Source organism: Methanobacterium lacus (genome assembly GCF_000191585.1).
GTDB classification, from domain to species: Archaea; Methanobacteriota; Methanobacteria; order Methanobacteriales; family Methanobacteriaceae; genus Methanobacterium_B; species Methanobacterium_B lacus.
Window position 1 is genome coordinate 738,280 of record NC_015216.1, and the last position, 25,789, is coordinate 764,068.

Here is a 25,789-nt window from a genome sequence, read left to right on the forward strand (position 1 = left end):
GCCCCTAAACGAACTTTTTAATTATTCTTCGGTCTTTTTTATTGATTCGGACATATAATTTGAAACTGCAGCTGAAACTGCTGCTACCTTTCTAGAAGGTAAAAATGTTGATTTAAGACGAGCTTCCATATCTCTATCCTTTGCAATAACCTTCTCCATGTTCTCGATGATCTCATTTTTGTACTGATCAACGAAGTGTGTGTGTAAACTGGCATCCCTGAAATGCTGGTTAACCATCATGGATTTATGGAAAGGAATGGTAGTCTTAACCCCCAAAATAATGTACTCCGAAAGAGCTCGTTGCATTCTTGCAATCGCCTCTTTACGTGTTCTTCCCCAAACAATCAACTTAGATATCATTGAATCGTAGTATGGAGGTATGGTGTAGTTGTTGTAAACACCACTATCCACCCTCACACCGTTTCCTCCAGGAGATCTGTAACCTATGATCTTACCAGGGTTAGGCGCAAAATCATTCAACGGATCTTCAGCGTTTATACGACATTCAATTGCATGTCCCCGTACAGATATCTCATTTTGTTCACAGCATAACTCCCTTCCAGCTGCAATTTTCAACTGTTCCTTGACCAGATCAACACCAGTCACTGCTTCTGTAATTGGATGCTCAACCTGTATTCTAGTGTTCATCTCAAGGAAATAGAACTCTCCATTAGAGTAAATAAATTCAACTGTTCCGGCATTAGTGTATCCAATTGATTTTGCCGCTTTAATTGCTGCTTCTCCCATTTCTGCCCTGAGTTCATCGGTCATGATCGGTGAAGGGGATTCTTCGATGAGTTTCTGATGTCTGCGCTGTATGGAACACTCCCTATCTGCAACGTGAATAGTGTTACCATGTTCATCTGCAAGTATCTGGAATTCTATGTGTCTAGGTTCCTCAATGTACTTCTCAACAAAAACTGTGGAATCTCCAAAGTTCAATTCTGCAACGGATTTGGTGGATTCAATGGCCCGAACCAGTTCATCCTCTTCAAACACGGTTCTCATTCCTATTCCACCACCACCTGCAGAAGCCTTTATAATAACGGGATAACCTACAATTTCGGCCATTTTAGCAGCTTCTTCGACATTATCAATGGCCTTGCTTCCACCAGGAACTACAGGTACACCTGCTCGTTTCATAAGCTTTTTTGATGTAATTTTACTTCCCATTTCCTCAATAACTCTTCCACTGGGACCCACTAATTTTATGCCGTGTTTTTCACACTCTTCTCCCAGTAGAGAATTTTCTGCAAGAAATCCGTAACCAGGATGGATTGCCTCTGCTCCTGACTTAATTGCAACATCAATTATCTTGTCAATATCCAGGTAGCTTTTAGCTGGCGAAGGTTCGCCTATATTGTAGGCTTCGTCGGCATACTTTGCAAAAAGAGAATTTTTATCTGCATCTGAATAAACTGCAACGCTATCTATCTCCATTTCACGACATGCCCTCATCACTCTGATTGCAATTTCTCCACGGTTGGCTATTAACACCTTTTTAAACATAATATCTTTTCCTGAGCATTCAATTAATATATTACAAGTTTTAAGCTTTATAATCTTTTTTTACCACTAATTATATACTCTTATTTCTATATTAATTAACTAATAAATTTTATATTGATTCACACTTTGGTATCATGGATGAGCTTAATGAACATTTCTATTTATTACTAATCCAATGTTGAGTTCACAAACAACCATCTTACTTAGGTGAAACGATAACCATACCAACTTCAATTAAACCTAAAATAATAGGAAAACAAGCCAATGTTTAAGAAAAAAAGACAGCTTGAAATAGCACTTCAAGATATTTCACCCCATAAAAATCCCCGCGTAGAACTGGAACAGTACTCCACTCCATCTGTCATAGCTGCCGATCTGCTCTGGAATGCCATGGCAATTGGGGACATTGAAGGATTGAAACTGGCAGATCTTGGATGTGGAACGGGCATATTCACAATAGGAGCAGCTTTACTCGGGGCAAACGAAGTTGTAGGTGTAGATACAGATTCTGAAGCGGTTTCTATTGCTGAAACAGAATCTTCAAAGAGAAATCTTGAAAACACCAGATTCGTTGTATCAGAGATCACAGACTTCACTGAAGAAGTAGATACCGTGATTCAAAACCCTCCCTTCGGAGCACAAAAATCTAATAAAACAGCCGCAGACGTCATATTTCTTGATAAGGCCCTTGAAATTTCCCCAGTTGTCTACTCATTTCACATGAAGAAAACCTTAGACTTCCTATTGAAATTCGTAGCGGAGAGAAATGCAACAGTATCACACAAATTTGAATACAAATTTCCCATACCTAAAATTTACGATTTCCACACCAGGGAATCTGTTGAAGTTGAAGTGGTCGTACTCAGGATCGAGAAAAATATCTAAAATATTTATCAAATGGCATTCACAGGATTTAAATCTGTGAACGTGTCCTATTTTCTTTTTAGCGTTCTTTTCTATCGTCATTTCAGATCAAGCTAATAGATAAGTTTATATATTTTAACTTTTAAATTAAGGTGTAAGAATTAAACATGTCCTTTGACTAAATATTAAGAAGGTGAAAAGAAATGAATTTATTTCGTGTCGATTTGATAATTCCAATGGTTATGATCTGTGCAATGTTTTTGGTTTTCTTCACCCTATTTCTGGGTTACAACAGAAGCCTTAACAAATCTTATTCAAAGTAAAATTTCCATGAATACCCGTGAATTCACTCGAAAAAACTTTTGTTAAGAGTATAAAAATTCCAACCTATCCTATTCCATGATGGTTTAAATTTTAAATTCGAGTAAAACTTTGAATGAAACTTGAAAATTTTAACGGTGAACAGCTTATGTTCCAGTTAAACATAGGATTTCCATTTGAAAGAACATAAAGACGTCTTTAACCTCATTTATACTGGTCAAAAACATGTTTTTTTTAATTATTTTTTTTAGATTTTCTTAGATTCGATTTTTCATTCATCCTTTGATCCCAAAGTGAAACTACTTCTAAGATGAGATTCTTAATAATTTTGTATATTTTGTTAAATGGATTCATGGATGGGAATATTTTGAATAAAAAGTTCGATGAATGTCCAGATATTTTGTATCACAAGATGCCAAAGGGATGGGTGTGCAGAGAAATTATTGAAACTGGTCCATTTATTACAGGGGCTCTTATTATCAGTCCTGAAGGTTTAGAATATAAATGGAGGTCAAGATTTCATCGTAAACACCACAACCTCCTGGATTCAGGTACTGTTTCCACATGGTTTGCACCCGGAGCCATAGCATGGTGGATAGGTGTGTTTTTTGCAATTGGATCCATATTTTTTGCATTGGGTTCAGCCCCGCCCTACATTAACTGGGCAGGCCCCCATCTCGATGCAATGACCTACTTTTTAGGATCCATATTCTTCACAACGGCAGCTTTCTTGCAGTACATCGAAACAGTAAACGTAAGAAGAGTTCCCAAGTCTATGAACATTGTTGATGAAATTAAAATTTTTACATGGGAACCCCGAAGAATTGACTGGGTTGCATCAGTAGTTCAGTTTATAGGAACTCTATTTTTTAATTTCAGCACGTTCTTTGCTGTTAACATGCTTTTAACTGTCCAGCAAATAAACCACCAGGTTTGGGTTCCGGATATTTACGGATCCATATGCTTCTTGGTCGCAAGCAGCCTGGTTTGGATAGAGGTGGGTCATGGATTAGTTTCATTTAACTGGAAAAATATATCATGGCAAATTGCAATTTTAAATCTCATAGGTTCTGTGGCGTTTGGAATTTCAGCAATTTACGCATTTACTTTACCATCCACAGGAGAACCTGTTAATTTCGCAATACAAAATTGGGGAACATTTGTTGGGGGAGTTTGCTTTTTTATTGCAGCTGTGCTTCTACTTCCAGAGAGAACCATGGAACAAACTTAAAAAAAGTGAATTAAAATTAAATTCAAACCCTAAAAAAAATAATATAGTTCTTATCTACTTAGCATGAGATAAAACAATACATCACATCCTATTTTTTGTAGAACAACTTTATTTGCTCATTTTTTGTCTTTGATCATCTGTTTTAATGCTTCAATTTCTGATTTCATCTCTTCAAGGTTTTTACTTATTTCATCTATCTTTTCTAATTCATCCAGCCGATGATTTAAGTGGTCCAACTTTTCATCCATGGTTTCAACATACTTCCCTGTTTTTTCGGTAAGGGCCTCTGTTCCCTTTCTGAATTTTTCTATGAGTGAAAATGTAGCGACTGAAGTGATGATACTGGTTAAAACCAGTGCACTAAACATTGATATAACACCCATTAATCTGCCGATTCCTGTGACAGGTATTATATCTCCGTATCCAACTGTTGTGATGGTTTGAAGCACGAACCATATGGAATCTTCGAAGGTTGATACTTCGGGATTCACCCCGTGCTCAACCAAGTAGAAGATGTAAGAACAGAAGAAAAACACCACCAGGAAGAATGCCAAGGCATATACTAACCTTGTTTTTTCCTGGTACTTGATGAATTCTTTGCCAACCTTTTTTGAAAATATGTAGAGGGCTGCAAGTTTGATAACCACAATGATCTTCATGATGATGCCTATATCATGGAGTCCGAATATGTAGTAGCTTATGAAGTAAATTGGTATGAATGCAAGGATGTCTTTCCAATTGTTTTTAATGAACTGAGGATATTCATGTTGGTGTTGTTTCATTCTCCAGAGGAAAACAAATAGCAGTAAGATTGAAACAGCCAGATCAAATATTCCTAAATTTGCGATGGTTGTGGATTTGAGATTAGGAGAAATAAGGGTCAGAAATAGTAAGATTCCATCGAGTACTATTAGAAAAACAAGTATGCTCTGCCAAATAATACCTGGCCGTTTATTAATTTCATTCATAAATATATTTCTAAATTTAAAAACATAAATCTGTTTTTATATTCCTGATCCAAAGGGATGCTGTTTAACAAAAAAAATAAACACCTTCTGCATTATGACAACGTTCATATCCTATTTTCTATGAACACTAGAGACAATTAATATTTAGAGACCCTCTAAAAAAAAGTATAAAATGGTAGTCAGTTTCCCATAAACTCATTTTTTTATGAGAAATGAACAGTTTTTTGGTTATTTTTTGGTTTTTGCTGTTTCTTTAGGTATTTCCATGAGCTGGGGTTCTAATATTTCTACTAAACCTGCTATTATTAAGAAAGCACCTATCAATGCTGCAAGTACCAATGGGTTGCCTGCAAAGGTTCCAATCACAATAAATAGGATACCTATTATGATTCCAAGCACTCCTGTACCTTTACCCTTAGCACCTTTTCCAGATATTAAAGATTCAACACCTGCAAGTGCTATGAAGAACCCTACAATGTAGAGGGCTATGAATGAAAAGAATTCAAATGTTTTGATATCTCCTATGAATACTATTCCAAGCATTATTGCAAAGATTGCAACTATCAAGCCCGCAATTCCTGCGGCAATACTATCATTCTTTAAACTTTTCACCATGATCCAAATACCCACAAATATAACTCCAATACCTGCAATGGTATTCACGGTGAAAATACTGATCAACGGAAAAATAATAACTATTAAACCCAACAAAATACCCAGTACTCCTAACAGTAAATTTCTTCCTTCTTCCATTTTTTTCTTTCCTCCCAAACAATTATTGAATATTTTTGAACTGTTAACAAGTTCTACAATATATTAATACTCTTGACAGTCATTATGTAAGTTTTTTTCCAATTAGATGCATTAAAACTAGATGAAATGAAACTATTTTCCAAGGAGAATTTAGATGGCACTGAATTTTCTTAGATTGTAGGGGGAAATATTATTCAACATTGATGATCATATATTTTTATGTAGTAAAAAAAATTTATGGGAGATGATGAGTTTGGAAGAAGAACATCCAATGGGAGAATTAATCATACCGGTAGAAGGACTTTTAAAGGAAGAACTGCAGGAAGAGATTGAGGAAAGAATAGCATTTACAGTCGAAAATCTGTATCATCTAGACAATGAACTGGATGTTTTTGTTCAGCTAGTTCGGGAAAATGTTGAATCTAACAAAAACTCACCAGACGATCTCATGACACTGTACAACTATCTGGATGAAATGTGGAGTGTGCTTATCACCAACGATCTTAGGGATGTGCTTCTAGATACCTTATCCATAGTACAGGCTCGTAAACATGAACTCGAAGATATTTTAGAAGAAATCGAAGAAACCCTTGAAAAACAGGAAGAAGAGAGTTCAAACTAAATAAATACATTAACCATTGATGTACAATTAATCAGAATAGTAGAATGATAGAGTTCTGAATACCAAATTTTTTTTTTAAACAGAAAATTTTTTAGATCTACAATATAGATTAGAAGATTTAATAAAACAAAATTTTTAGGGGTGGGATTAGTTATGGAATTTAACGATTTACTCATGTCAAGATATGCAACCAAGAAGTTTGATGGAAAAAAGATAGATGAAGAAACTCTGGACAAGATCCTTGAAATGATCAGATTTTCACCTTCAGCATTGAATGTTCAGCCATGGAAGATCAAGGTGGTTTCAGATCAGGAAACCTTGGATAAACTGTCGTCTGCATCCATGGATCAGCCACAGATAAGTAGCTGTTCACATCTTCTGGTGTTCTGTGCCAACCCTGATATGATGGGCAATGCAAAGAAGGTAGTTGCATCCATGGAAGAGATGGGAGTTCCTAAGGAAAATATCGAACAGTTTGAAACTGTTATTAACACCTTCATTGGAATGTTCAATGAAGAAGCTGCAGCGGTATCTGAAGCCCAACACAATGTCTTTATAGCAGTAACCACAGCACTATATGCAGCAAAATCTGTAGGAGTGGACTCATGTCCAATGCAGGGATTTGACCCTGTTTCATACACAAAAATATTGGATATTCCAGCAGAACTTGTACCTACCATGATCGTACCGTTGGGGTACCCTGCAGATGAGCAGATGCCTAAGATGAGATTTTCAAAGGAAGACATCTACTTCTAAATAAAAATAGTTATTTGGAAGATTCCCTACTTTTTTTTTACAGTAATTTCTATCTAAATGATTTTGGTACCAACAATTTTTTTAATCAATTAAATGCCATACAATTTCCTGAAATTTATTAAGTGGGGGCTAGTTCGTGAATGTGGGATTTTATAATTATTATGAAAATTGTAACAAAAACAGAATGTTCGAAGATCCATCTGCACACACAGTTGGAGACAATTTAACCTATCCATTTGTACATCTTTTTAAAACAGCTCAGGATGCTGGTATAAATATATCTACCATTGATACCAATCCCCTTGAAAGTTACGACAAGATATTTTTCTTTGATTTCCCAAAGGAGGACAACATATATTTTAAACAGCTTGTAGAAGTTGGGCATGATAATTTGTACTTGTTTATTTATGAATCTGAAATTGTAATGCCAAACAACTGGGATAAATCTAACTACAAATATTTCAAGAAAGTTTTCACCTGGAACTATGAAATGGTTGATGACAAGAAGATATTCCAGTACTACTTTCCAATAAAGGTTTTAAAAACCAACGATTTCGATGTGAATAAGAAGAACAAGTTGTGTGCCATGGTTGCTTCTAACAAATTTAATTATCATCCATTGGAATTGTATTCAGCAAGGTTGGAAGCTCTGCGTTGGTTTGAAAGGTATCATCCTGAAGACTTTGATCTCTATGGTTATGGTTGGGAAGAACAGGCAAAGGAAACACTTTCCACCCACTGGTCAACAGAGGAAGGTATCAAACGAAGAAATGCCAGACCAAAGGAAGATCCATACATTTCCTACAGGGGTTCTGTTGATTCTAAGATTGAAACCCTTAAGAATTACAAATTTTCCATTTGCTATGAGAATGCAAGGGACATTCCAGGGTACTTGACAGAAAAGATTTTCGACTCATTTTTTGCAGGTTGCATACCAATTTACTGGGGAGAACCCAACATCAAAGATTTCATTCCAACTGAAACCTTCATAGATAAACGAGATTTTGATTCCTACCCTGAACTCTATGATCATATCAAAAATATGTCCAATGAGGAGTATATGAATCGTATCAGTGCAATTAAAGAATTTGTTTTAAGCGATGGAATATACCCCTACGGTGAAGAAAATTTCACCAGGATCGTAATGAACGAGATACAAAGCAAAGAGGATCAAGAAAGTTCCACATCCCTTGTTAACCAGCTTATAAAAATATTCAAGAGAACATGAACTCCTCTAACCTTACCCTGGGATAAACATTCTGGGAATCAGAGTTGGATCACATAATATATTCATGAATAACAAATAGAAGGTTATTTAGTAGCTGTTGGGGGTTCAGATGTGTTGAAGAAAATGTTAAAGGATCAGTTGAGGAAAACAGGAATGGTTCGGAGTTTGGAAATTGAAAACCAGAATTTAAATTCCCAGTTGAAGAACCTTGAAACTGAGAATGAAGATCTCGTTAAAGAGAATGGCATCCTAGTGGAAAAACTTAAAATTTTAGAAAACTTGGAAAACCGTACTCTATCAACTGATTGTGTAAGGGGTGTGAGTTCAGATGCAGGTAAAGCCGCTGTTTTGAAGTACATACTTGAACATGTTAAGAAGGATGCTACAATTTTAGATTTGGGGTTTGGTTCAGGGATCTACGGTAAAATTCTCAGGGCATTTGACTACCAAACCATAGACGGTGTTGATGTTTACAACAAAAACATCCAAGAAATGGGACTAGATAGGATCTATGATGGAATATTTGTTTCCAACATAGTTGATTTTGATTTTGAACACTACGATCTGATAATTTTTGGAGATGTACTCGAACACATCGAACTTGAAGCTGCAAAGGATCTTCTATCAGGCTACATAAAAGATAATAAATGTGAACATATATTGGTTTCAATTCCCTACGAATACGAGCAGGAAGAAGTCTATGGAAATCAGTACGAAAAACATCTACAGCCCATGGCAAACAGGGAATTTATGGAAGAACAATACCCCTACTTGAAACTTGTTGACGAAGCAATCATGCCACACAACGGTGGAACCATAGCAACCTACATCTGGAGTAGGAATTAATTGTAAAAATAGGCCAATTCCCGAATCTAAGCTATAAATTCAAAACACGAGTTCGTTCATTTGAACACAGTTGGTAATTGGTATGGTTTAAGATATTAGGTTTTATGTAAACTGTGTTGAGTAACTGATGCCCCTATATTATTATATAGGATATTTTTGTTTTAAGCCGACAATATTTTTGGTTGGAGATTTCATCACCCATATATTATATAGGGAGATGTATCAAAAATTGGGGTGGAAAATTAGGATGTTGGGTCATGATTTTTAGATAATTTTAAGTTAAGTTTAGTTATACAGTATTTATGAGGAATTTATAATTTTGGCATTTTTGAAGGATTCATCCACAGATTACTGTGTCGAATTTTCAGGGTATACCATTAAAAATCTCTTATTTTTCGTTGCATTAAACTCTAAAAAACATGAGTATATATGTAAAGAGTTTCATACTATATTCAATCCCGAATTAAACAAGTTTTTTTAACTGGGATATTTAGCTTAATTTCTAACTCCACTCGAGTTATTCATGCTAAATATCGTATGCGGGGTTTGAAATTAGTGGAAATAAGCACCCCTCATATTATATGTGCATTGAAGACAAAGGTTAAAAGATGGAAAAGAAGCGTTTATCAATTTTCGTTCCAGCATCAATATTATCTGAAACGAAAGATTTAAGAATAAAAACATATAAAATTGGTCTGATTGGAAGATCTGCTGCAATATTTAGGGCTGATAGAATCGTCGTTTACAACGATAATTCTGATGAAAAAGAGGTAAAGTTTATTAGTGATGTTCTCACTTATATGAACACCCCTCAATACCTTAGAAAGAAGGTATTTCCTATAACAAGGGAGCTTAGGAACGTGGGTATTCTCCCACCACTTAGAACTCCTCATCACCCAACTGGAGAACTTCATGAGGGTGATTACAGACAGGGACTGACAATAAAACGGACAAAAAAAGGCACAGTTGTTGATATCGGTGCCGATAAGTTTGCGCTATGCAAAGAAAAACTCAGCGTGAACAAAGTACTGAGCTTTAAAGTTATAAAGCTTGGAAAGGAAATTATATTGGATCCAGATGTACCAGATTTCTACTGGGGTTACAAGGTTCTTGCAACCAACAAAGATCTGTACAACAGTATATTGATGATGAAACCTGGACCAGATCTGGTCATAGGCACGTCAAGATACGCACCATCCATCACTTCTGTTTTAGACGAAGTAAAAACTAAATTAAAGGGTTCCAAACACACGGCTATTCTGTTTGGTGGTCCTTATTCTGGCCTTGAAGAACTTATTTCTGACCAGAATGAAAAGGAAATTATAGATCTCGAAGTTAACACAGTCCCTGAACAGGGAACCAAAACTGTGAGAACTGAAGAAGCAGTTTTAGCGACTTTATCTGTATTTAACTTGCTTTTAAACACTGATTAAATCGATCAGCTTTATTTGTGTTTAAATTTGCTATAGATATAGCTAACTTAAATTTATCTGCGTTTGACTCTTCAGACGTAGTTATCGACTTTATCTGAGTTTAACTTGTTTAAACCAGATTTCATACTTTGAATTTGATAGGAAAATTGTACTTAAGGAGGTAAAATTATGACTAGACATCACCAACCAAGAAGTGGATCTATGGCCTTTAGTCCTAGGAAAAGAGCAGCCAAAGAAACACCAAAAGTAAGGTCATGGCCAGAAACCGAAGAATCTTGTCTCTTAGGTTTTCCAGGCTACAAAGTGGGAATGACCCACGTAACTATGCTAGACAACGTTAAAAACTCACCTACATCTGGAATGGAAGTATCATCCCCAGTAACTATACTGGAAACACCACCTGTAGTTGTCATGGGTGTGCGTGCCTATAGAAAGGACACACGTGGACTCAAGACATTGAACGATGTTATGGCAAAAGACCTCGACGAGGACCTAACAAGGAAGATAACACTTCCAAAGGACTACGATGTTGAGGCAAAACTCGATGAGATGAAGGAACAGCTTGATGAAGTTGAAGATATTAGGGTGCTTTTACACACTAAACCAAGACTCGCAAGTGGAATTCCAAAGAAAAAACCAGAAATTATTGAATGTGGAATTGGTGGCAAATCAGTCGAAGATAAATTCGAATTTGCCCGCAGCTTACTGGGTAAGGAAGTAAACCCTGCAGACTCTTTTTCAGACGGTGAACATGTTGACACCATAGCCGTCACCAAGGGTAAAGGCTTCCAAGGACCTGTTAAAAGGTTCGGTGTCAGAATACAGTACGGTAAAGCAGCAAGAAGTAGTAAAGCAAGGCACGTTGGTTCAATAGGACCATGGACACCTGCAAGAACCATGTGGACAGTTGCAATGGCTGGTCAGATGGGTTACCATAAAAGGACAGAATTCAACAAGAAGATCCTTAGAATTGCAGACGAGTCCCAGGTTGATGAAGTTAATCCAAAGGGTGGATTTGTTAAGTACGGTCTAATTAAAAACGGCTATGTAATGATCAAAGGTTCAATACCAGGACCATCAAAAAGGCTCGTAATTCTCAGAAAAGCTGTTAGACCTATAGGCAAACATAACGACGCACCTGAAATAACACACATTAGCACAGCTTCTAAACAGGGAGTTTAAACTTATTAAAGAGTGATTTACATGGAGAAGATCAAAGTTTATTCATTGGAAGGCGAAGTCGTCGATGAGATTGAACTTCCTGAAATATTCACGGAAGTCTACCGACCAGACCTCATAAAAAGAGCTGTTATATCATCACAAACAGCCAGAATACAGCCATGGGGAACAGATCCAATGGCAGGTAAAAGAACAACAGCAAAATCCTTCGGTTCAGGCCGAGGTGCAGCTATGGTTCCACGTGTCAAAGGTTCAAGACACCCTGCAGGTTCTAAGGCAGCATTCATACCCCAGGCAATTGGAGGTAGAAAGGCTCACCCACCTAAAACCGAGAGGATCATACACGAAAAGATCAACAGGAAAGAAAGGAGACTGGCAATAAGGTCCGCAGTTGCTGCAACAGCCAACAGAGAAATTGTTGAAGCAAGGGGACACAAAATCCAGAACCTGGACCAGGTACCATTCGTTGTTGACGATGAACTCGAAACAGTCAAGAGGACCAAGGACACCCGTGAAATATTCGCGAAACTCGGACTACTGGACGATGTTTGCAGAGCCAAAGCAGGCCGAACAATAAGGGCTGGAAGAGGTAAAATGAGGGGCAGGAAATACAAAACATCCAAGGGCCCATTATTAGTTGTTGGGGAAGATAAAGGCATAAGCCTCGGAGCAAGAAACCATGCCGGTGTCGATGTGGTTGTTGTAAACCATCTCAATGCAGAACTCCTGGCTCCTGGAACTCATCCTGGCAGACTCACCATTTACACAAAATCAGCTGTAGAAAAGTTAGGAGAACTTTTCAAATAATTAAAAGGGGATAGTGAAAATGGATGCTTACAAAGTACTAATTAAACCACACTTAACAGAAAAGAGCATGAACTCCATTGATCAGAAAAATGAGCTGACCTTTGTAGTTCTAAGAACTGCCAATAAGACTCAGATAAAATCTGCATTTGAAAGTCTTTACGATGTAAAGGTCATGAGGGTCAACACCCAGATCTTAAACGGACAAAAACTTGCGTACATCAAACTGTCTGAAGATGACAGTGCAGAGGATATAGCAGTTAAGATGGGAGTATTCTAAGCTCTTGTAAAATCATACCCACGATGGAGGAAATAAAATGGGAAAACGTTTAATAATCCAAAGAAGAGGAAGAGGAACTCCAACTTACAAGAGTGCATCACACAGATTCAGGGGAAAAATTTCCTACAGATCCTACGATGATGTTGAGAAGGAAGGCAGCCTCAAGGGAAAAGTTGTGGACATCATCCACGACCCTGGTAGAACAGCCCCAGTGGCCCTTGTAAAATTTGAAAATGGAGAAGAAAATCTTATTTTAGCTCCAGAAGGAATACAAATTGCCGATCAGGTGGAATGCGGAATTTCAGCACCAATAAATCCTGGAAACTCATTACCACTCGGAGAAATTCCTGAAGGAACACCACTTTACAACTTAGAAAAACATCCAGGTGACGGCGGAAGATTTGTCAGATCATCAGGAACTTACGCTTCTTTAATTACACATGATGTTGGTAAGGCAATTGTTGAATTACCGTCTGGTGAATTGAAGGCATTCAACCCCCGCTGCAGAGCAACCGTAGGTGTTGTTGCAGGTGGAGGAAGAAAAGAAAAACCGTACCTCAAAGCAGGAAACAGGTATTATGCCCTCAAAGCCAAGGGTAAAAAGAATGTCAGTGTTAGGGGAGTTGCAATGAACGCTGTAGACCACCCACATGGTGGAGGTAACAGACAGCACCCAGGTAGGCCAACTACCGTATCCAGACATGCACCAGCAGGAAGGAAGGTCGGTTCCATAGCAGCAAGCAGAACCGGTAGAAGGAGATAATTCTTAAATTAATAAAATATGCGGAATATAAACTGATTAGGAGGAGACTACTTGGCAAGAAAAGTATTTAGTTATCGCGGTTACAGTCTAGAAGAACTGCAGGACATGCCATTGGATGATGTCATACAGTTGTTACCATCCAGGCAGAGAAGATCCCTCAAAAGAGGATTTTTACCTAGGCAGAAAAAGGTTCTAGAGAAGATTAGAAAGATCAAAAAAGAAGGGCCACGTAAGGATGGAAGGCCACAGATCATCAAAACCCATTGTAGGGATATGATAGTACTTCCAGAGATGGTTGGAATGACCTTCGGAATATACAGTGGAAAAGAATTTGTCGATGTAACAATCCAACCAGAAATGATCGGATGCTACTTCGGGGAATTTGCAGTCACAAGACAGAGGGTTCAGCACGGGGATCCAGGTATGGGTGCAACAAGATCATCCATGTTCGTGCCGCTTAAATAAGGAGAAATTACAATGGCGAAAATTCAATACGCTTATCAAGATGAGTACGATGGAAAAACAGCAAAGGCTGCAGGGAAAGCTCTTAAGATTTCCCCAAAGCATTCTGTTGAGATCTGCCGTACCATAAGGGGAATGTACCTTGATGATGCTAGAGAATTCCTTGAAGCAGTTATCAGAAAGGAAACACCTGTACCATTTAAGAGACATAACAAAAAAGTAGGACACAGAAAAGGACTTAAAGGATGGCCAACAGGACGTTACCCAGTCAAAGCAGCAACACAAATACTGCAGGTACTGGACAACGCAGAAGCCAACGCAGAGTACAAGGGACTAGAAACAGAGGACCTTAAAATTGTACACATATCCAGCCACCGCGGTTACATCGTAAGGGGATGGACTGCAAGGGCATTTGGAAGGGCAAGTCCCTTCAACACACCGACAACCCACATACAAGTAGTTCTAGGGGAGGCATAGATCCAATGATTGAAAAGGATTTCGTAACAGAAGGACTAAAAAGAACACGAATAGACGAATACCTAGAAAACGAACTTGAAAGAGCAGGTTACGGTGGAATGGAAATTCAGGTAACTCCTTTAGGTACCATGGTAGTTGTCTACGCTGAAAGACCAGGAATGGTAATAGGTAGAGGCGGAAAAACCGTCAGAAGCATCACCCAAAATTTAAAAACTGGCTACGGACTTGAAAATCCGCAGGTAGAAGTTAAAGAAGTGGATGTACCAGAGCTAAACCCAAAGATCATGGCACACAAAATAGCAGCCATGCTCCAGAGGGGAATGCACTTCAGAAGAGTTGCTTACACAGCACTCAGAAGAATCATGGGAGCAGGAGCCCAGGGTGTTGAAGTCACAATATCCGGAAAAATAAGGGGTTCAAGGAGCGCATGCGCTAAGTTCTCAGATGGATACATCAAAAAATGTGGTGAACCATCCATCAGATTCGTGAGACATGGATTTGCTACAGTACAACTCAAACCTGGTGTGCTTGGAATTAACGTTCGCATAATGCCACCGGATGTTGTTTTACCTGATAAAGTTGACATTCTCCAGATCGAGGTTGAAAAACCAGAAACTGAAAATGTTGAAGTAGAAGCAGCTCCAGAAAAACCTGAAACAGTGGAAAGCGTTGTTGAAGAAATTGTGGAAGAGGCAGCTGAAGAAGCAGAAGACATCATCGAAGAAATTGTTGAAGATGTGGAAGAAGCTGTGGAAGAAATAACCGAAGCAATTGAAGAAGCAACCGAAGAAGAAGAAACACCAGCAAAAGAAGCTCCAAAGGATGAAGAAGCTGCTGATGAATCTGCAACTGAGGAAGTTCAGGAAACCGAAGAAAACGCTGATAAAGCCGATAAATCAGAATAAAATATAATCTGTGTAAAATTATCACAAGTTATAAAAGGATGTAGAGAAATGGTAATATTAAGAAGCAAGGAAATACGGGCAATGGAGATCGATGAGATCCAGAAAAAACTGGATGAACTCAAGGCAGAACACTCTAAGAATATTTCAAAAAGTGCAGCTGCAGGTGTTTACGAAAATCCGGGTAAGATTAAGGAACTTAAACGAACAATAGCACGTGTCCTTACCATAATGAATGAAAAACAGCAGGAGAAATAAAATCGATGAAAGTCTGTGAGATATGCGGTCTTCCTGAAGAACTTTGCGTCTGCGAGGAGATAGCCAGAGAAATCCAAAAAGTTAAGGTCTATACAGTTAGACGAAGATTCGGAAAACTTATGACCATAGTTGAGGGGATTGATGAACACGATATTGATATTAGGGAACTTACAAAGGAACTCAAGGCCAAGTGTGCCTGTGGAGGAACAGCTAAGAAAGGCCAGATAGAACTCCAAGGAGACCATAAAAGAAGGGTCAAGGAAGTTCTGGCTGAACTGGGCTTTTCATCCGACACCATAGAAATTAGAGATAGGGATGACAGGGGCAGAAAACGAAGGTAATCATCAAATATTTGATGATACCCTGGAATCCATTATGGTGGCTTATGATAACTCCACAAAACATTTTCCGACACGAACTTGTGGGGCTCGGTGTTGAGGTTGTAAACAGTCAGCACGCAGGTCTCACAGGTATAAAGGGACAAGTTATTGACGAAACAAGGAACACCATTCTTGTGGAAGTTTCAGATGGATCTGAAAAAACCATTCCAAAGGCAGTGGCAACCTTCAGGTTCACACTGCCAGAAGGTGGTCTTGTTGACTTAGATGGTCGGATAATAGTTGCCCGCCCTGAAGACAGGATCAAAAAGAAATTCAGAAAGTACTGAGGGAAAATTATCCCGAACATTCTCATAAAAAAATTCAACGAAATATTTGAAGTTTCAAAATATAAATTAAAGGACATATTCAGGTGATAAAATGGTTGGTATCGACGTTAAAGAACCAAAAAATAAATGTGATGATCCCAACTGTCCGTTTCATGGTACCCTCCCAGTGAGGGGTCAAATTCTAGAAGGAATTGTCACAAGTGAAAAGGCAGAAAGGACCATTACTGTTGAAAGGAGTTTTTATAAATTCATCACAAAGTACGAAAGATACGAGAAGAGGAAATCCAAGATCAAAGCTCACAAACCAGACTGCTTAGATGTTAAAATTGGAGACTCTGTCAAAATAGCAGAATGCAGGCCACTAAGTAAAACCAAACATTTCGTACTGGTGGAAGTTAAGGGAGAAGAGTAAAATGAAGGCAATTACCTCCAACGTTACAAAAGCCCTCCCTATCGGTGCAAGACTACAGTGCGTAGACAACACCGGTGCAAGGGAAGTTGAAATCATATCTGTCAAGGGATACAAGGGTGTAAGGCGAAGACTCGCACCTGCAGGTGTCGGTGACATGATCGTGATCTCAGTTAAAAAGGGTACAGTTGACATGCGTAAAGAGGTCACAACAGCAGTTGTGGTCAGGCAGAAAAAAGAGTACAAAAGGGCTGACGGTTTAAGGATCAAGTTTGAAGATAACGCCGCAGTAATAGTAAGTCCTGAAGGAGTTCTCAAGGGTTCAGAAATAAGGGGACCAATTGCTAAGGAAGCAGCTGACAGATGGCCAGCCATAGGTAGTGCTGCAAGCATAATAGTATGATTATTACGGTGATAAAATGTCAAAACAGCCAAGAAAACAGAGGAAACTTATTTATAAGGCACCTTTACACATACGCCACAAACTGATGAGCGTAAAACTGAGTGAGGAGCTTAGGGAGCAGTACAAAAGGAGATCTCTCCCAGTTAAAAAGGGTGACACCATAAAGGTCATGCGTGGAGATTTCAAGGACCACGAAGGAAAAATCGAAAAGGTTGACCTTAAAAACTACCGTGTCATGATTGAGGGCATGTCTGTACAAAAACCCGATGGAAACAAAGTTTACCATTCAGTTCATCCATCAAACATTATGATCCTGGAACTGGATCTTGAAGACGATGAAAGAAACGAAATAATAGAGAGGAAGGGATAAAATGGCAAAGATGGGATCTAGAAAACATCTTAAACGGTATAAATCACCAGCTCATTGGCCTATTCACCCTAAAGAAGATAAGTGGACAGTTAAGCCAAGTGCAGGTCCACATGCAATCGAAGAATCATTACCTTTACTCATAGTTGTCAGGGACATTCTGAAGGTTGCAGACAACTCCAGGGAAGCAAAAATAATCATCAACAACGGTGATATCCTGGTGGACGGCCGAGCAAGAAAAGATTACAAATACCCAGTAGGGTTCATGGATGTTATAGAACTTCCAAAATCTGAAAAAGTTTACAGGGTACTACCAGACCACAAGGGAAGGTTAATATTACACCCTATAAGCGAGAAAAACAGAGAATTTAAACTGTGCAGAGTCACAGACAAAACCATCATCAAAGGTGGAAAAACACAGCTAAACCTGCATGACGGAAGAAACTGTATTGTGGAGAAACAGTACAGCACAGGCGATGTTGTTGTTGTGGAAATTCCAGAACAGAAAGTTACCGATCACATAAAATTCGAAAGTGGTACAGTCGGTCTCATCATAGGTGGTAAACACATAGGTGAACTAGGTAAAGTTAAACAGATCAACATTACCCAGTCATCCAAACCAAACACCGTAGAAGTAGAGACTGATGAAGGAATATTTTTAACACTGGCTGACTACGTCTTTGTTTTAGGAAAAGAAGAGCCTGTTATATCATTACCAGGGGGTAAATAAATGAACCCTATGGATCAAGTGAAAATAGCAAAGGCTACCGTGAACATTGGAGTAGGAGAAAGTGGAGAAAGACTTGCAAGGGCAGAAAAACTGCTGATTAACATAACTGACCAGAAACCTATTAGAACCATAAGTAAGGTAACCAACCCTGAATTTGGTATCAGGAAGGGTCAGCCAATAGCCTGCAAAGTAACATTGAGGAATGAAAAAGCCTCAAAAGCTGTTAAAATGATACTTGAAGGCATAGGAAACAACATAAAATCAACCCAGTTTGATGCGCAAGGCAATGTTGCTTTTGGAATACACGAGCACATTGATATTCCGGGAATGCGATACGATCCTGACATAGGAATATTCGGGATGAATGTTGCAATTACCTTTGAAAAACCAGGCTACAGGATCAAGAGAAGGAAGATCCAGAACAAAAAAGTTCCAGTGAAGCACCAGGTTACAAAGGAAGAAACAATGGAATTCATGAAAAATGAATTTCAGGTTAATATAGAATAAGGTGATAATTTGCCAAGAAAATACGGAAAGGCTTCAAGGAAATGCAGCAGATGTAATGATCACTCAGCATTGGTTAGAAGATACAATCTTATGTTGTGCAGACAGTGCTTCAGAGAACTTGCAGACAAAATTGGATTTAAAAAATATAACTAAGAGGTGTATAGTTTGACTCTTATGGATCCTCTTGCAGATGCCCTAACCAACATGCGTAATAATGAAATGCAGGGTAACAAACGATGCACAATCAAACCTGCATCCAAAATGATTGGTCATGTTTTAAGGACAATGCAAAAAGAAGGATATATCGGTGAATTTGAATTCGTCGACGATGACAAAGCAGGACAGTTCATTGTCGAATTAGAAGGAAACATTAACAAGTGCGGTGTAATAAAGCCAAGACACGCTGTTAAGAAAGATGAATTTGAAAAATTTGAGAAGAGGTACTTACCTTCCAAAAACTTTGGTACAATTGTAATAACAACACCTGAGGGTATCATGACCCACAGGGAAGCCAAAGAAAAGGGTATTGGCGGAAGACTTCTCGTATATGTTTACTAAGGTGATAAAATGGCTCAAGTATCCATTCTTAGGGAAGAAATCCCAATTCCAGAAGGAATTACCGTCACTGTTGATGAAGCAGTGACAATCAAGGGATCAAAGGGAACCCTAACAAGAAACTTCAACAACAAAAAAGCAATAACCATCTCAGTAGAAGGTGACAATGTTGTTGTAGAAGCACGTTTCCCAAAAAAGAAAGAAAAAGCCATGTTGGGAACCATCAGATCCCATATCAACAACATGATAATAGGACTTACAGATGGTTTCAGCTACAAGATGAAAATTGTTTACGCTCACTTTCCAATGACAGTTAAAAAAACTGGTGACAAAATCACGATCGAGAACTTCCTAGGGGAAAGACATCCAAGGTCCGCTAAAATTGTAGGGGATGCAGATGTTAAGATCAAGGGCGACGAAGTCATAGTCAGTGGAATCAACAAGGAGCATGTGGGACAGACAATGGCCAACATGGAACAGGCAACCAAAATTAAGGGAAGAGACCCAAGGGTATTCCAAGATGGAATATACCTGGTCAGCAAGGAATAAACGGTGATCCCATGCAAAAACCAAAAAAACCAAACTTTAAAAGACAGGAATGGTTCAGGTACAAAAAACTAGGTGACAAGTACAGAAAACCTAAGGGAAAAACCAGTAAAAGGCGAAGGTATGAGGCAAGAAAGCCTGCTATGCCATCCATAGGTTACAGAACCCCAAAGAACATCAGGGGACTGCACCCTTCAGGATACCGGGATGTACTGGTTTCCAACTTAAAGGACCTTGAAAATCTAGATCCACTTACCCAGGCCGGCAGAATCAGTGCCACAGTAGGTGCTAGGAAAAAAGCTAACATGCTTGAAAGGGCCAAGGAACTTAAAATAAAAATCTTAAACAAGGGGCTTTAAACCTTCGGGGTTTAGGGAGTTATTTATAACAGCTTCAAATTTTTTTTTGAAGTTGTGATACAAAAAAATAACCAGCTGCATTGTAAAGGGAAAAAAATTCATCCAACGATGAATTAAACTAATAAAAGACTATAGTCTGAAATGGACTTTAAACTCAGAGATCCTGAAAAGGATTTTTCAGGAAAATATTCAAACCCAAAAGGTTTGATGGTGGAGGTTTCTTTATGAATCTTACTACTCAAAAGAGATTAGCTGCGGACATACTCAAGGTAGGGGTAAACAAAGTCTGGATAGATCCAGAATCTGTCGAAGAAGTATCAAGGGCTATTACTCGTGAAAGTGTTAAACAGTTAATAGACAGCGGAGCTATTAAAGCAAGGCAAAAGAAAGGAATAAGCAGCTACAGATCAAAGAAGATAGCGGAACAAAAAAGTAAAGGTAGAAGGAAAGGTAGGGGAAGTATTAAAGGTGCAAAAGGTGCACGTAACCCTAAGAAAAAGGCTTGGATGACAACCATCAGAGCACTTAGAACAGACCTCAAAGATATGAGGGACAAAAGGGAAATTAACAAAACAACCTATCGTAAACTTTACAGAATGGCCAAGGGTGGAGCGTTCAGGAGTAAATCCTACATGAAAACCTACGCCAGAGATCACGACTTGCTCAGATAAGAGGAGGAATGAAATTGGCACAAAGTTCAAGATATAAACTCGCATTTAGAAGAAGAAGAGAAGGAAAAACAGATTACAAGGCCAGGCTTAACCTCATTGGATTGGACAAGTCAAGAATGGTTGTAAGGATTACAAATCAGCACACCATTGCCCAGATCATAAACGTAGGAGAAAATGGAGATGAAACAGTAGTTTCAGCACACTCCAAAGAAGTTCAGAAAATAGGATGGATAGGAAGTGGAAAGAACACCTCTGGAGCATACCTCACTGGATACCTACTAGCTAAAAAGGCACTAGACGCAGGAATCGAAGCTGCTGTTTTAGACATAGGATTAAAAACCAACATCAAAGGTGCAAGGATCTACGCAGCTCTCAAGGGAGCAGTTGACGGCGGACTCCAAGTACCACACAACGATGTAGTTCTACCATCCGATGAAAGGATAAGGGGAGAACACGTTGCAAACTACGCAGAATCCTTAACCGATGAAGAGGTGGAGAAAAGATTTTCCGGTTACATTAAAAATGGATTATCTCCAAAGGACCTACCTGATCATTTCGAATCAATAAAAAATAAGATTGAGGAAGGGCTAGAATGAACAACAACTATAATAAAGAAGAATTTGTACCAAAAACCCAGTTAGGGCATATGGTCAAAGAAGGCAAAATAACTGATATCGATGAAATATTCGATAAAGGCCTTCCTATCATGGAACTGGGAATAATAGACACACTACTCCCTGACCTCGAAGAAGAGGTCATGGATGTTAACCTGGTTCAAAGAATGCACAAGTCAGGAAGAAAAGTCAACTTCAGAGTAATAGTAGCAGTTGGAAATAAAAACGGTTACATAGGACTCGGACAGGGAAAAGCCAAAGAGGTAGGACCTGCAATAAGAAAAGCTGTTGACAATGCTAAATTTAACATCATAAAGGTTAGAAGAGGCTGCGGTGACTGGGGATGTGTATGTGGAAGGGAACACACAGTACCATTTAAGGTGGAAGGTAAAAAGGGCAGTGTCCGTGTAACACTCATACCAGCACCTGGTGGAGTAGGTCTTGCAATAGGTAACGTTGGTAAAACCATCCTAGGCCTAGCAGGAATCGACGATGTATGGTCCCAGACCATGGGTCAGACACAGACAACCATCAACTTTGCAGGAGCAGTCTTTGAAGCATTAAAAGAGCTCAGTAAAGTAAAAGCAACTTCCAAAGACCTTAAAAATCTTGGAGTATGCGCATAATTCTAGGTGATAAAATGATAGCAGCATTAAGAGTAAGGGGCAGAACAGGAGTCAAGAGAGACATCCAAGAAACCATGTCCATGTTAAACCTTACAAGAATCAATCATATGGTCCTCATCCATACCAACCCAAGCTACGACGGAATGCTTAAAAAGGCTAAGGACTACATCACCTGGGGAGATGTGGATGCAGAAACATTATCTGCAATCATAGCAAAACGTGGAAGACTTCCAGGCGATGCAAAGGTTACAGATGAATATGTAAAGGACAACACTGACTACTCTTCAATCGAAGACCTTGCAAAGGCCATAGTTGAAGGGGAAGCAAAAGTTGAAGATGCTGGAATTAAACCAGTCTTCAGATTACACCCTCCGAGAAAGGGATATGAATCAACCAAAAAAAGCTTTAAAGAAGGAGGAAGCTTGGGTAAAAGGGAAAATATTAATGAACTTGTGACCAAGATGATCTAGGTCACATATATTAATATCTTCAAACTAACACCTTTTATTCCAAAATTTCTACCTACAGATCTTAAGGTGATTTAATGATAAGAAAAACAAGGAAAATATGCAAATTGCGAGGCTCAAGAACAGTTGCAGGAGGCTGTTCAAAGAAAAGGAGAGGCGCAGGAAATAGAGGAGGAAAGGGTCTAGCTGGTGGACATAAACATCACTGGTCCTGGATGGTTAAATTCGATCCTAAACACTTCGGTAAATACGGATTTAAAAGACCACAGGGAACTTCCCAAGTATTCAATCCTGTTAACGTCGATTTCCTAGATGAAAACAGTGACAAACTTTTGAGCCAGGGAGTTGCAACAGAAGAAGACAACAAGATAATCATAGATGTAACTGAATTAGGTTACAACAAAGTTCTTGGTAAAGGAAAAATTAGCAAAGCATTAACTATCAAAGCCCCACAATTTTCAAAATCTGCAGTAAGCAAGATCGAAAATGCGGGTGGAGAAGCTTTAACCCTTTAACCAAAATTTTTTAAAATTATTCCAGAAAGGAGTGAAGGTCGTTGAAAGAAGCTTTACAACCAATTTTCGGTTTATTACCTCAAGTTAGGTCTCCTAGCTATAGGGTGCCGTTTAAAGAGAAACTTAAATGGACTGGTATTATCCTGATACTTTATTTTATATTAACTCAGGTACCACTCTTCGGTTTAAGTTCAACAGCAGTAGATCAATTTTCATCGTTAAGAGCAGTTTTAGCAGGTAGTTTCGGTTCCATAATAACCCTTGGTATCGGACCAATAGTGACTGCATCCATTGTACTGCAGCTGTTGGTTGGTGGTAAGATCCTTAATTTAGATCTCTCACAACATGAGGATAAAGCATTTTTCCAGGGAACACAAAAAATCCTTGCGATAATATTCACACTCTTCGAGGCATCTGTTCTGGTATTTACAGGAGCACTACCCGCATCCGCAGCAGGAGGTCAGTGGTTACTGATTCTGCAGATAACCATAGGTGGAATACTCATAATATTTTTGGATGAAGTTGTATCCAAATGGGGATTCGGAAGTGGTGTAGGACTCTTCATTGCCGCAGGTGTATCTGGAGCCATAATAAGTGGAGCATTAAACCCACTTGCAAGTGTAACTTCACCAGGTGTTCCACAAGGTGCAATACCAGCATTCATATACTCACTCACAGCTGGACAGCCAGGTTGGTACTTGTTACTGCCGGTTATAGCCACAATAGTGGTTTTCCTAATAGTTGTATATGCAGAGAGTATGCGTGTGGAAATACCACTATCATACGGTGGAGTTAAAGGTGCAAGGGGAAAGTACCCCCTTAAATTTATCTATGCAAGTAACATGCCTGTTATATTAACCAGTGCACTATTACTGAACATTCAGCTTTTTGCAGCAATGTTTCAGAAACTTGGATTCCCAATCCTTGGACAGGTAGTAAATGGAAGGGCGATTAATGGATTTGCATACATAATGACTCCACCTAACAGTTTAAGCCTCTTGATCACAGATCCCTTGAGGGTCTTGGTTTACGCAGTAATATTCATTGGATCATGTATACTGTTCGCTATACTATGGGTAGAGCTGAGTGGTATTGGACCAAAACAGGTTTCCAAACAGTTGCATGGTATGGGTATGCAGATACCTGGACACAGAAGCAGCAGAGCACACTTTGAAAAGATACTCAAACGTTACATCCCAGCAATAACTGTGCTGGGTGGTGCATTTGTAGGTCTCCTTGCATTCGGTGCAGATTTAACCAGTGCACTTGGAGGAGGTACAGGTGTTCTCCTGACTGTTGGTATACTGTACAAACTCTACGAAGAAATTGCCCAGGAACAACTCATGGACATGCATCCAATGCTTAGAAAGTTTTTAGGTGATGAATAAAATGAAATTAGTAGTACTTGCAGGAATCCCAGGATCAGGAAGCACAACAGTGCTTACCAAATCATTAGAACAACTTGATTTTGTGCATGTGAACTATGGTGATGTGATGCTGGAAATTGCCAAGGCAAAGAACCTTGTTGAAGACAGGGATTCACTCAGAAAACTTTCACCAGAACTCCAGAAGGAAGTTCAAAGGGAAGCTGCACAAACTATAAGAGCAAAGTCTGAACAAAGTAACATAATCGTAGACACACACTGTACCATAAACACCCCTTCAGGTTTTCTACCAGGACTTCCTAAATGGGTGCTTGAACAGTTGATGCCCAACATGTTTGTGTTGCTTGAAGCAGACGGTGATGAAATATTAAAGAGAAGAATTAGCGACACAACCAGAGCAAGGGATTCAGAAAATCTAAAGGACATAAACCTTCATCAAGAGATGAACAGAGCAGCATCGATGGCATACGCCGTACTTACAGGTGCGACAGTAAAGATCATAGAGAACCACGATAACAAACTCGATGAATCTGTTGAAGAAATGGTTAAAACCTTAAAATTATAAAGAGGTAGTAAGAAATGGACTTTTCAATATTAAATCCAATCCTAAACCCTATATTCAATCCCCTTCTACATCTGGTTAGTGTTCCTAACAATCCATACTTCGGGGCTATTATAGGTGTTTTTCTCATTGCAACCTTTGTAGCATTTGTCATAACAGTGGCAAACAAACTACTGGTTGACCAGGATCGTTTACAGTTCCTTCAAGGAGAGATGAAGGGCTTCCAATCAGAGATGATGAAGGCCCAGAAATCAGGTGATCCCAAGGCAATGGCAGAAATGCAGAAGAAACAGGCAAAGTTCATGGATCTCCAGAAGGAGATGATGTTCAATTCATTTAAACCAATGATTGTAACATTCGTTCCCATCATCCTCATATTCTACTGGATGGCTGGAAACCCACTCATAAACCACCTTTACCTGAACTTACCAAGCTTCGCTTACTACGTTCTCTTGGTGCCAATATTCCACACCTTCTACCACCAGTCAGCAGGAGTTCCTGTTATGGCTGTTGAATGGCTTGGATGGTACATTCTATGTTCCTTTTCAATGTCATTCGTATGGAGAAAACTCCTAGGTCTTAAAGGCGGAGGAATGTAACTAAAATCTCATATAACTTTTTAGCTGTGGAGTAAAAATTTCTACCACCCACCGAGTTGGTTGGCAGAAAACAGTCTACAGATGAAAAATTTAATGGATTTACCAATTGGATCATGAAGTTAATATCGCAGTTGTTTAGGAAACTTACAAC

At 38.8% G+C, this 25,789-nt stretch carries 37 protein-coding genes; 34 read left to right on the top strand and 3 right to left on the bottom strand.

What is annotated here, in order from left to right:
- Positions 1-21: 21 nt before the first annotated feature.
- Positions 22-1,509, bottom strand: a complete 1,488-nt coding sequence (locus tag METBO_RS03885; RefSeq protein WP_013644366.1) for an acetyl-CoA carboxylase biotin carboxylase subunit — start codon at positions 1,507-1,509, stop codon at positions 22-24.
- 264 nt (positions 1,510-1,773) lie between these two features.
- On the opposite strand from METBO_RS03885, the gene METBO_RS03890 reads away from it, so the two are divergent.
- Together METBO_RS03890 and METBO_RS03895 are read left to right on the top strand one after the other, a co-directional pair.
- The gene (locus tag METBO_RS03890) at positions 1,774-2,394 is read left to right on the top strand and encodes an METTL5 family protein (protein WP_013644367.1); all 621 of its coding nucleotides are present in this window, start codon (positions 1,774-1,776) and stop codon (positions 2,392-2,394) included.
- A 667-nt stretch (positions 2,395-3,061) separates the two neighbouring features.
- The gene (locus tag METBO_RS03895; RefSeq protein ID WP_144017510.1) at positions 3,062-3,925 is read left to right on the top strand and encodes a hypothetical protein; all 864 of its coding nucleotides are present in this window, start codon (positions 3,062-3,064) and stop codon (positions 3,923-3,925) included.
- Between the two features lie 116 nt (positions 3,926-4,041).
- On the opposite strand, the gene METBO_RS03900 is transcribed toward METBO_RS03895, so the two are convergent.
- Both METBO_RS03900 and METBO_RS03905 read right to left on the bottom strand, forming a co-directional pair.
- Positions 4,042-4,893: an ion channel gene (locus METBO_RS03900; protein WP_013644369.1), complete on the bottom strand. Its 852-nt coding sequence runs from the start codon at positions 4,891-4,893 to the stop codon at positions 4,042-4,044.
- Between the two features lie 228 nt (positions 4,894-5,121).
- Positions 5,122-5,646 carry a DUF308 domain-containing protein gene (locus METBO_RS03905; RefSeq protein ID WP_013644370.1) on the bottom strand — a complete coding sequence of 175 codons (525 nt, stop codon included), beginning with the start codon at positions 5,644-5,646 and terminating at the stop codon, positions 5,122-5,124.
- A 253-nt stretch (positions 5,647-5,899) separates the two neighbouring features.
- Between METBO_RS03905 and METBO_RS03910 the strand changes: the two genes are divergently transcribed.
- The 32 genes from METBO_RS03910 (at position 5,900) to METBO_RS04060 (ending at position 25,638) form a co-directional block, all read left to right on the top strand.
- On the top strand, positions 5,900-6,268 hold the full coding sequence (locus tag METBO_RS03910) for a hypothetical protein (RefSeq protein WP_013644371.1): 369 nt from the start codon (positions 5,900-5,902) through the stop codon (positions 6,266-6,268).
- Between the two features lie 153 nt (positions 6,269-6,421).
- Complete coding sequence (locus tag METBO_RS03915; protein ID WP_013644372.1) at positions 6,422-7,024, top strand: nitroreductase family protein; 603 nt, start codon at positions 6,422-6,424, stop codon at positions 7,022-7,024.
- A gap of 136 nt (positions 7,025-7,160) precedes the next feature.
- Positions 7,161-8,252, top strand: coding sequence for a glycosyltransferase family 10 domain-containing protein (locus METBO_RS03920; RefSeq protein ID WP_013644373.1), 1,092 nt, complete (start codon positions 7,161-7,163; stop codon positions 8,250-8,252).
- Between the two features lie 123 nt (positions 8,253-8,375).
- The gene (locus METBO_RS03925; protein WP_394294933.1) at positions 8,376-9,098 is read left to right on the top strand and encodes a class I SAM-dependent methyltransferase; all 723 of its coding nucleotides are present in this window, start codon (positions 8,376-8,378) and stop codon (positions 9,096-9,098) included.
- A 608-nt stretch (positions 9,099-9,706) separates the two neighbouring features.
- Positions 9,707-10,531 (top strand): putative RNA uridine N3 methyltransferase, encoded by an 825-nt coding sequence (locus METBO_RS03930; protein WP_013644375.1) that lies wholly within the window; start codon positions 9,707-9,709, stop codon positions 10,529-10,531.
- A 168-nt stretch (positions 10,532-10,699) separates the two neighbouring features.
- Positions 10,700-11,713: a 50S ribosomal protein L3 gene (rpl3p, locus tag METBO_RS03935; protein ID WP_013644376.1), complete on the top strand. Its 1,014-nt coding sequence runs from the start codon at positions 10,700-10,702 to the stop codon at positions 11,711-11,713.
- A gap of 21 nt (positions 11,714-11,734) precedes the next feature.
- The gene (gene rpl4p / locus METBO_RS03940) at positions 11,735-12,517 is read left to right on the top strand and encodes a 50S ribosomal protein L4 (RefSeq protein ID WP_013644377.1); all 783 of its coding nucleotides are present in this window, start codon (positions 11,735-11,737) and stop codon (positions 12,515-12,517) included.
- 19 nt (positions 12,518-12,536) lie between these two features.
- Entirely contained in the window at positions 12,537-12,794 is a 258-nt protein-coding gene (locus tag METBO_RS03945; protein ID WP_013644378.1) for a 50S ribosomal protein L23, read from the top strand.
- Positions 12,795-12,831: 37 nt separating this feature from the next.
- Positions 12,832-13,557, top strand: a complete 726-nt coding sequence (locus METBO_RS03950; RefSeq protein WP_013644379.1) for a 50S ribosomal protein L2 — start codon at positions 12,832-12,834, stop codon at positions 13,555-13,557.
- A 51-nt stretch (positions 13,558-13,608) separates the two neighbouring features.
- Complete coding sequence (rpsS, locus tag METBO_RS03955; protein ID WP_013644380.1) at positions 13,609-14,022, top strand: 30S ribosomal protein S19; 414 nt, start codon at positions 13,609-13,611, stop codon at positions 14,020-14,022.
- Between the two features lie 12 nt (positions 14,023-14,034).
- On the top strand, positions 14,035-14,496 hold the full coding sequence (locus tag METBO_RS03960; RefSeq protein ID WP_013644381.1) for a 50S ribosomal protein L22: 462 nt from the start codon (positions 14,035-14,037) through the stop codon (positions 14,494-14,496).
- Positions 14,497-14,501: 5 nt separating this feature from the next.
- Positions 14,502-15,401 carry a 30S ribosomal protein S3 gene (locus METBO_RS03965; RefSeq protein ID WP_013644382.1) on the top strand — a complete coding sequence of 300 codons (900 nt, stop codon included), beginning with the start codon at positions 14,502-14,504 and terminating at the stop codon, positions 15,399-15,401.
- A 48-nt stretch (positions 15,402-15,449) separates the two neighbouring features.
- On the top strand, positions 15,450-15,656 hold the full coding sequence (rpmC, locus tag METBO_RS03970; protein ID WP_013644383.1) for a 50S ribosomal protein L29: 207 nt from the start codon (positions 15,450-15,452) through the stop codon (positions 15,654-15,656).
- 5 nt (positions 15,657-15,661) lie between these two features.
- The gene (gene yciH / locus METBO_RS03975; protein WP_013644384.1) at positions 15,662-15,997 is read left to right on the top strand and encodes a stress response translation initiation inhibitor YciH; all 336 of its coding nucleotides are present in this window, start codon (positions 15,662-15,664) and stop codon (positions 15,995-15,997) included.
- Positions 15,998-16,041: 44 nt separating this feature from the next.
- A complete protein-coding gene (gene rnp1, locus METBO_RS03980) occupies positions 16,042-16,323 on the top strand; it encodes a ribonuclease P protein component 1 (RefSeq protein WP_013644385.1) in 282 nt (93 codons plus the stop codon).
- A 91-nt stretch (positions 16,324-16,414) separates the two neighbouring features.
- Positions 16,415-16,735 (top strand): 30S ribosomal protein S17, encoded by a 321-nt coding sequence (locus tag METBO_RS03985; RefSeq protein ID WP_013644386.1) that lies wholly within the window; start codon positions 16,415-16,417, stop codon positions 16,733-16,735.
- A 1-nt stretch (position 16,736) separates the two neighbouring features.
- Positions 16,737-17,135, top strand: coding sequence for a 50S ribosomal protein L14 (locus METBO_RS03990; protein ID WP_013644387.1), 399 nt, complete (start codon positions 16,737-16,739; stop codon positions 17,133-17,135).
- Positions 17,136-17,151: 16 nt separating this feature from the next.
- Positions 17,152-17,505: a 50S ribosomal protein L24 gene (gene rplX / locus METBO_RS03995; protein WP_013644388.1), complete on the top strand. Its 354-nt coding sequence runs from the start codon at positions 17,152-17,154 to the stop codon at positions 17,503-17,505.
- Position 17,506: 1 nt separating this feature from the next.
- Positions 17,507-18,232 carry a 30S ribosomal protein S4e gene (locus METBO_RS04000; protein WP_013644389.1) on the top strand — a complete coding sequence of 242 codons (726 nt, stop codon included), beginning with the start codon at positions 17,507-17,509 and terminating at the stop codon, positions 18,230-18,232.
- Complete coding sequence (locus tag METBO_RS04005) at positions 18,233-18,739, top strand: 50S ribosomal protein L5 (RefSeq protein WP_013644390.1); 507 nt, start codon at positions 18,233-18,235, stop codon at positions 18,737-18,739. It begins immediately after the preceding gene.
- A 9-nt stretch (positions 18,740-18,748) separates the two neighbouring features.
- Complete coding sequence (locus METBO_RS13170; protein ID WP_013644391.1) at positions 18,749-18,892, top strand: 30S ribosomal protein S14; 144 nt, start codon at positions 18,749-18,751, stop codon at positions 18,890-18,892.
- 12 nt (positions 18,893-18,904) lie between these two features.
- Entirely contained in the window at positions 18,905-19,297 is a 393-nt protein-coding gene (locus tag METBO_RS04010) for a 30S ribosomal protein S8 (RefSeq protein ID WP_013644392.1), read from the top strand.
- Between the two features lie 9 nt (positions 19,298-19,306).
- On the top strand, positions 19,307-19,843 hold the full coding sequence (locus tag METBO_RS04015) for a 50S ribosomal protein L6 (RefSeq protein ID WP_013644393.1): 537 nt from the start codon (positions 19,307-19,309) through the stop codon (positions 19,841-19,843).
- An 11-nt stretch (positions 19,844-19,854) separates the two neighbouring features.
- Positions 19,855-20,199 carry a 50S ribosomal protein L32e gene (locus tag METBO_RS04020; RefSeq protein WP_013644394.1) on the top strand — a complete coding sequence of 115 codons (345 nt, stop codon included), beginning with the start codon at positions 19,855-19,857 and terminating at the stop codon, positions 20,197-20,199.
- A gap of 224 nt (positions 20,200-20,423) precedes the next feature.
- Positions 20,424-20,870 carry a 50S ribosomal protein L19e gene (locus METBO_RS04025; RefSeq protein WP_013644395.1) on the top strand — a complete coding sequence of 149 codons (447 nt, stop codon included), beginning with the start codon at positions 20,424-20,426 and terminating at the stop codon, positions 20,868-20,870.
- A gap of 14 nt (positions 20,871-20,884) precedes the next feature.
- Positions 20,885-21,466 carry a 50S ribosomal protein L18 gene (locus tag METBO_RS04030; RefSeq protein WP_013644396.1) on the top strand — a complete coding sequence of 194 codons (582 nt, stop codon included), beginning with the start codon at positions 20,885-20,887 and terminating at the stop codon, positions 21,464-21,466.
- Entirely contained in the window at positions 21,463-22,110 is a 648-nt protein-coding gene (gene rpsE / locus METBO_RS04035) for a 30S ribosomal protein S5 (RefSeq protein WP_013644397.1), read from the top strand. The genes METBO_RS04030 and rpsE overlap by 4 nt, the downstream gene beginning before the upstream one ends.
- Positions 22,111-22,124: 14 nt before the next feature.
- A complete protein-coding gene (locus tag METBO_RS04040) occupies positions 22,125-22,580 on the top strand; it encodes a 50S ribosomal protein L30 (protein ID WP_048186346.1) in 456 nt (151 codons plus the stop codon).
- Between the two features lie 74 nt (positions 22,581-22,654).
- Positions 22,655-23,092, top strand: a complete 438-nt coding sequence (locus tag METBO_RS04045) for an uL15m family ribosomal protein (protein ID WP_013644399.1) — start codon at positions 22,655-22,657, stop codon at positions 23,090-23,092.
- A gap of 41 nt (positions 23,093-23,133) precedes the next feature.
- Positions 23,134-24,480: a preprotein translocase subunit SecY gene (secY, locus tag METBO_RS04050; protein ID WP_013644400.1), complete on the top strand. Its 1,347-nt coding sequence runs from the start codon at positions 23,134-23,136 to the stop codon at positions 24,478-24,480.
- Between the two features lies 1 nt (position 24,481).
- Positions 24,482-25,042 (top strand): adenylate kinase, encoded by a 561-nt coding sequence (locus METBO_RS04055; RefSeq protein WP_013644401.1) that lies wholly within the window; start codon positions 24,482-24,484, stop codon positions 25,040-25,042.
- 14 nt (positions 25,043-25,056) lie between these two features.
- A complete protein-coding gene (locus METBO_RS04060; protein WP_013644402.1) occupies positions 25,057-25,638 on the top strand; it encodes an EMC3/TMCO1 family protein in 582 nt (193 codons plus the stop codon).
- The last annotated feature ends 151 nt before the right edge of the window (positions 25,639-25,789 follow it).

Bases quoted from the DNA above. Each gene is read 5' to 3' on its own strand.
- METBO_RS03885 (WP_013644366.1), bottom strand. From the start codon at position 1,509: ATGTTTAAAAAGGTGTTAATAGCCAACCGTGGAGAAATTGCAATCAGA.
- METBO_RS03890 (WP_013644367.1), top strand. From the start codon at position 1,774: ATGTTTAAGAAAAAAAGACAGCTTGAAATAGCACTTCAAGATATTTCA.
- METBO_RS03900 (WP_013644369.1), bottom strand. From the start codon at position 4,893: ATGAATGAAATTAATAAACGGCCAGGTATTATTTGGCAGAGCATACTT.
- METBO_RS03905 (WP_013644370.1), bottom strand. From the start codon at position 5,646: ATGGAAGAAGGAAGAAATTTACTGTTAGGAGTACTGGGTATTTTGTTG.
- METBO_RS03915 (WP_013644372.1), top strand. From the start codon at position 6,422: ATGGAATTTAACGATTTACTCATGTCAAGATATGCAACCAAGAAGTTT.
- METBO_RS03925 (WP_394294933.1), top strand. From the start codon at position 8,376: ATGTTAAAGGATCAGTTGAGGAAAACAGGAATGGTTCGGAGTTTGGAA.
- METBO_RS03930 (WP_013644375.1), top strand. From the start codon at position 9,707: ATGGAAAAGAAGCGTTTATCAATTTTCGTTCCAGCATCAATATTATCT.
- rpl3p (WP_013644376.1), top strand. From the start codon at position 10,700: ATGACTAGACATCACCAACCAAGAAGTGGATCTATGGCCTTTAGTCCT.
- rpl4p (WP_013644377.1), top strand. From the start codon at position 11,735: ATGGAGAAGATCAAAGTTTATTCATTGGAAGGCGAAGTCGTCGATGAG.
- METBO_RS03945 (WP_013644378.1), top strand. From the start codon at position 12,537: ATGGATGCTTACAAAGTACTAATTAAACCACACTTAACAGAAAAGAGC.
- METBO_RS03950 (WP_013644379.1), top strand. From the start codon at position 12,832: ATGGGAAAACGTTTAATAATCCAAAGAAGAGGAAGAGGAACTCCAACT.
- METBO_RS03960 (WP_013644381.1), top strand. From the start codon at position 14,035: ATGGCGAAAATTCAATACGCTTATCAAGATGAGTACGATGGAAAAACA.
- METBO_RS03965 (WP_013644382.1), top strand. From the start codon at position 14,502: ATGATTGAAAAGGATTTCGTAACAGAAGGACTAAAAAGAACACGAATA.
- rpmC (WP_013644383.1), top strand. From the start codon at position 15,450: ATGGTAATATTAAGAAGCAAGGAAATACGGGCAATGGAGATCGATGAG.
- yciH (WP_013644384.1), top strand. From the start codon at position 15,662: ATGAAAGTCTGTGAGATATGCGGTCTTCCTGAAGAACTTTGCGTCTGC.
- rnp1 (WP_013644385.1), top strand. From the start codon at position 16,042: ATGATAACTCCACAAAACATTTTCCGACACGAACTTGTGGGGCTCGGT.
- METBO_RS03985 (WP_013644386.1), top strand. From the start codon at position 16,415: ATGGTTGGTATCGACGTTAAAGAACCAAAAAATAAATGTGATGATCCC.
- METBO_RS03990 (WP_013644387.1), top strand. From the start codon at position 16,737: ATGAAGGCAATTACCTCCAACGTTACAAAAGCCCTCCCTATCGGTGCA.
- rplX (WP_013644388.1), top strand. From the start codon at position 17,152: ATGTCAAAACAGCCAAGAAAACAGAGGAAACTTATTTATAAGGCACCT.
- METBO_RS04000 (WP_013644389.1), top strand. From the start codon at position 17,507: ATGGCAAAGATGGGATCTAGAAAACATCTTAAACGGTATAAATCACCA.
- METBO_RS04005 (WP_013644390.1), top strand. From the start codon at position 18,233: ATGAACCCTATGGATCAAGTGAAAATAGCAAAGGCTACCGTGAACATT.
- METBO_RS04015 (WP_013644393.1), top strand. From the start codon at position 19,307: ATGGCTCAAGTATCCATTCTTAGGGAAGAAATCCCAATTCCAGAAGGA.
- METBO_RS04020 (WP_013644394.1), top strand. From the start codon at position 19,855: ATGCAAAAACCAAAAAAACCAAACTTTAAAAGACAGGAATGGTTCAGG.
- METBO_RS04025 (WP_013644395.1), top strand. From the start codon at position 20,424: ATGAATCTTACTACTCAAAAGAGATTAGCTGCGGACATACTCAAGGTA.
- rpsE (WP_013644397.1), top strand. From the start codon at position 21,463: ATGAACAACAACTATAATAAAGAAGAATTTGTACCAAAAACCCAGTTA.
- METBO_RS04040 (WP_048186346.1), top strand. From the start codon at position 22,125: ATGATAGCAGCATTAAGAGTAAGGGGCAGAACAGGAGTCAAGAGAGAC.
- METBO_RS04045 (WP_013644399.1), top strand. From the start codon at position 22,655: ATGATAAGAAAAACAAGGAAAATATGCAAATTGCGAGGCTCAAGAACA.
- METBO_RS04055 (WP_013644401.1), top strand. From the start codon at position 24,482: ATGAAATTAGTAGTACTTGCAGGAATCCCAGGATCAGGAAGCACAACA.
- METBO_RS04060 (WP_013644402.1), top strand. From the start codon at position 25,057: ATGGACTTTTCAATATTAAATCCAATCCTAAACCCTATATTCAATCCC.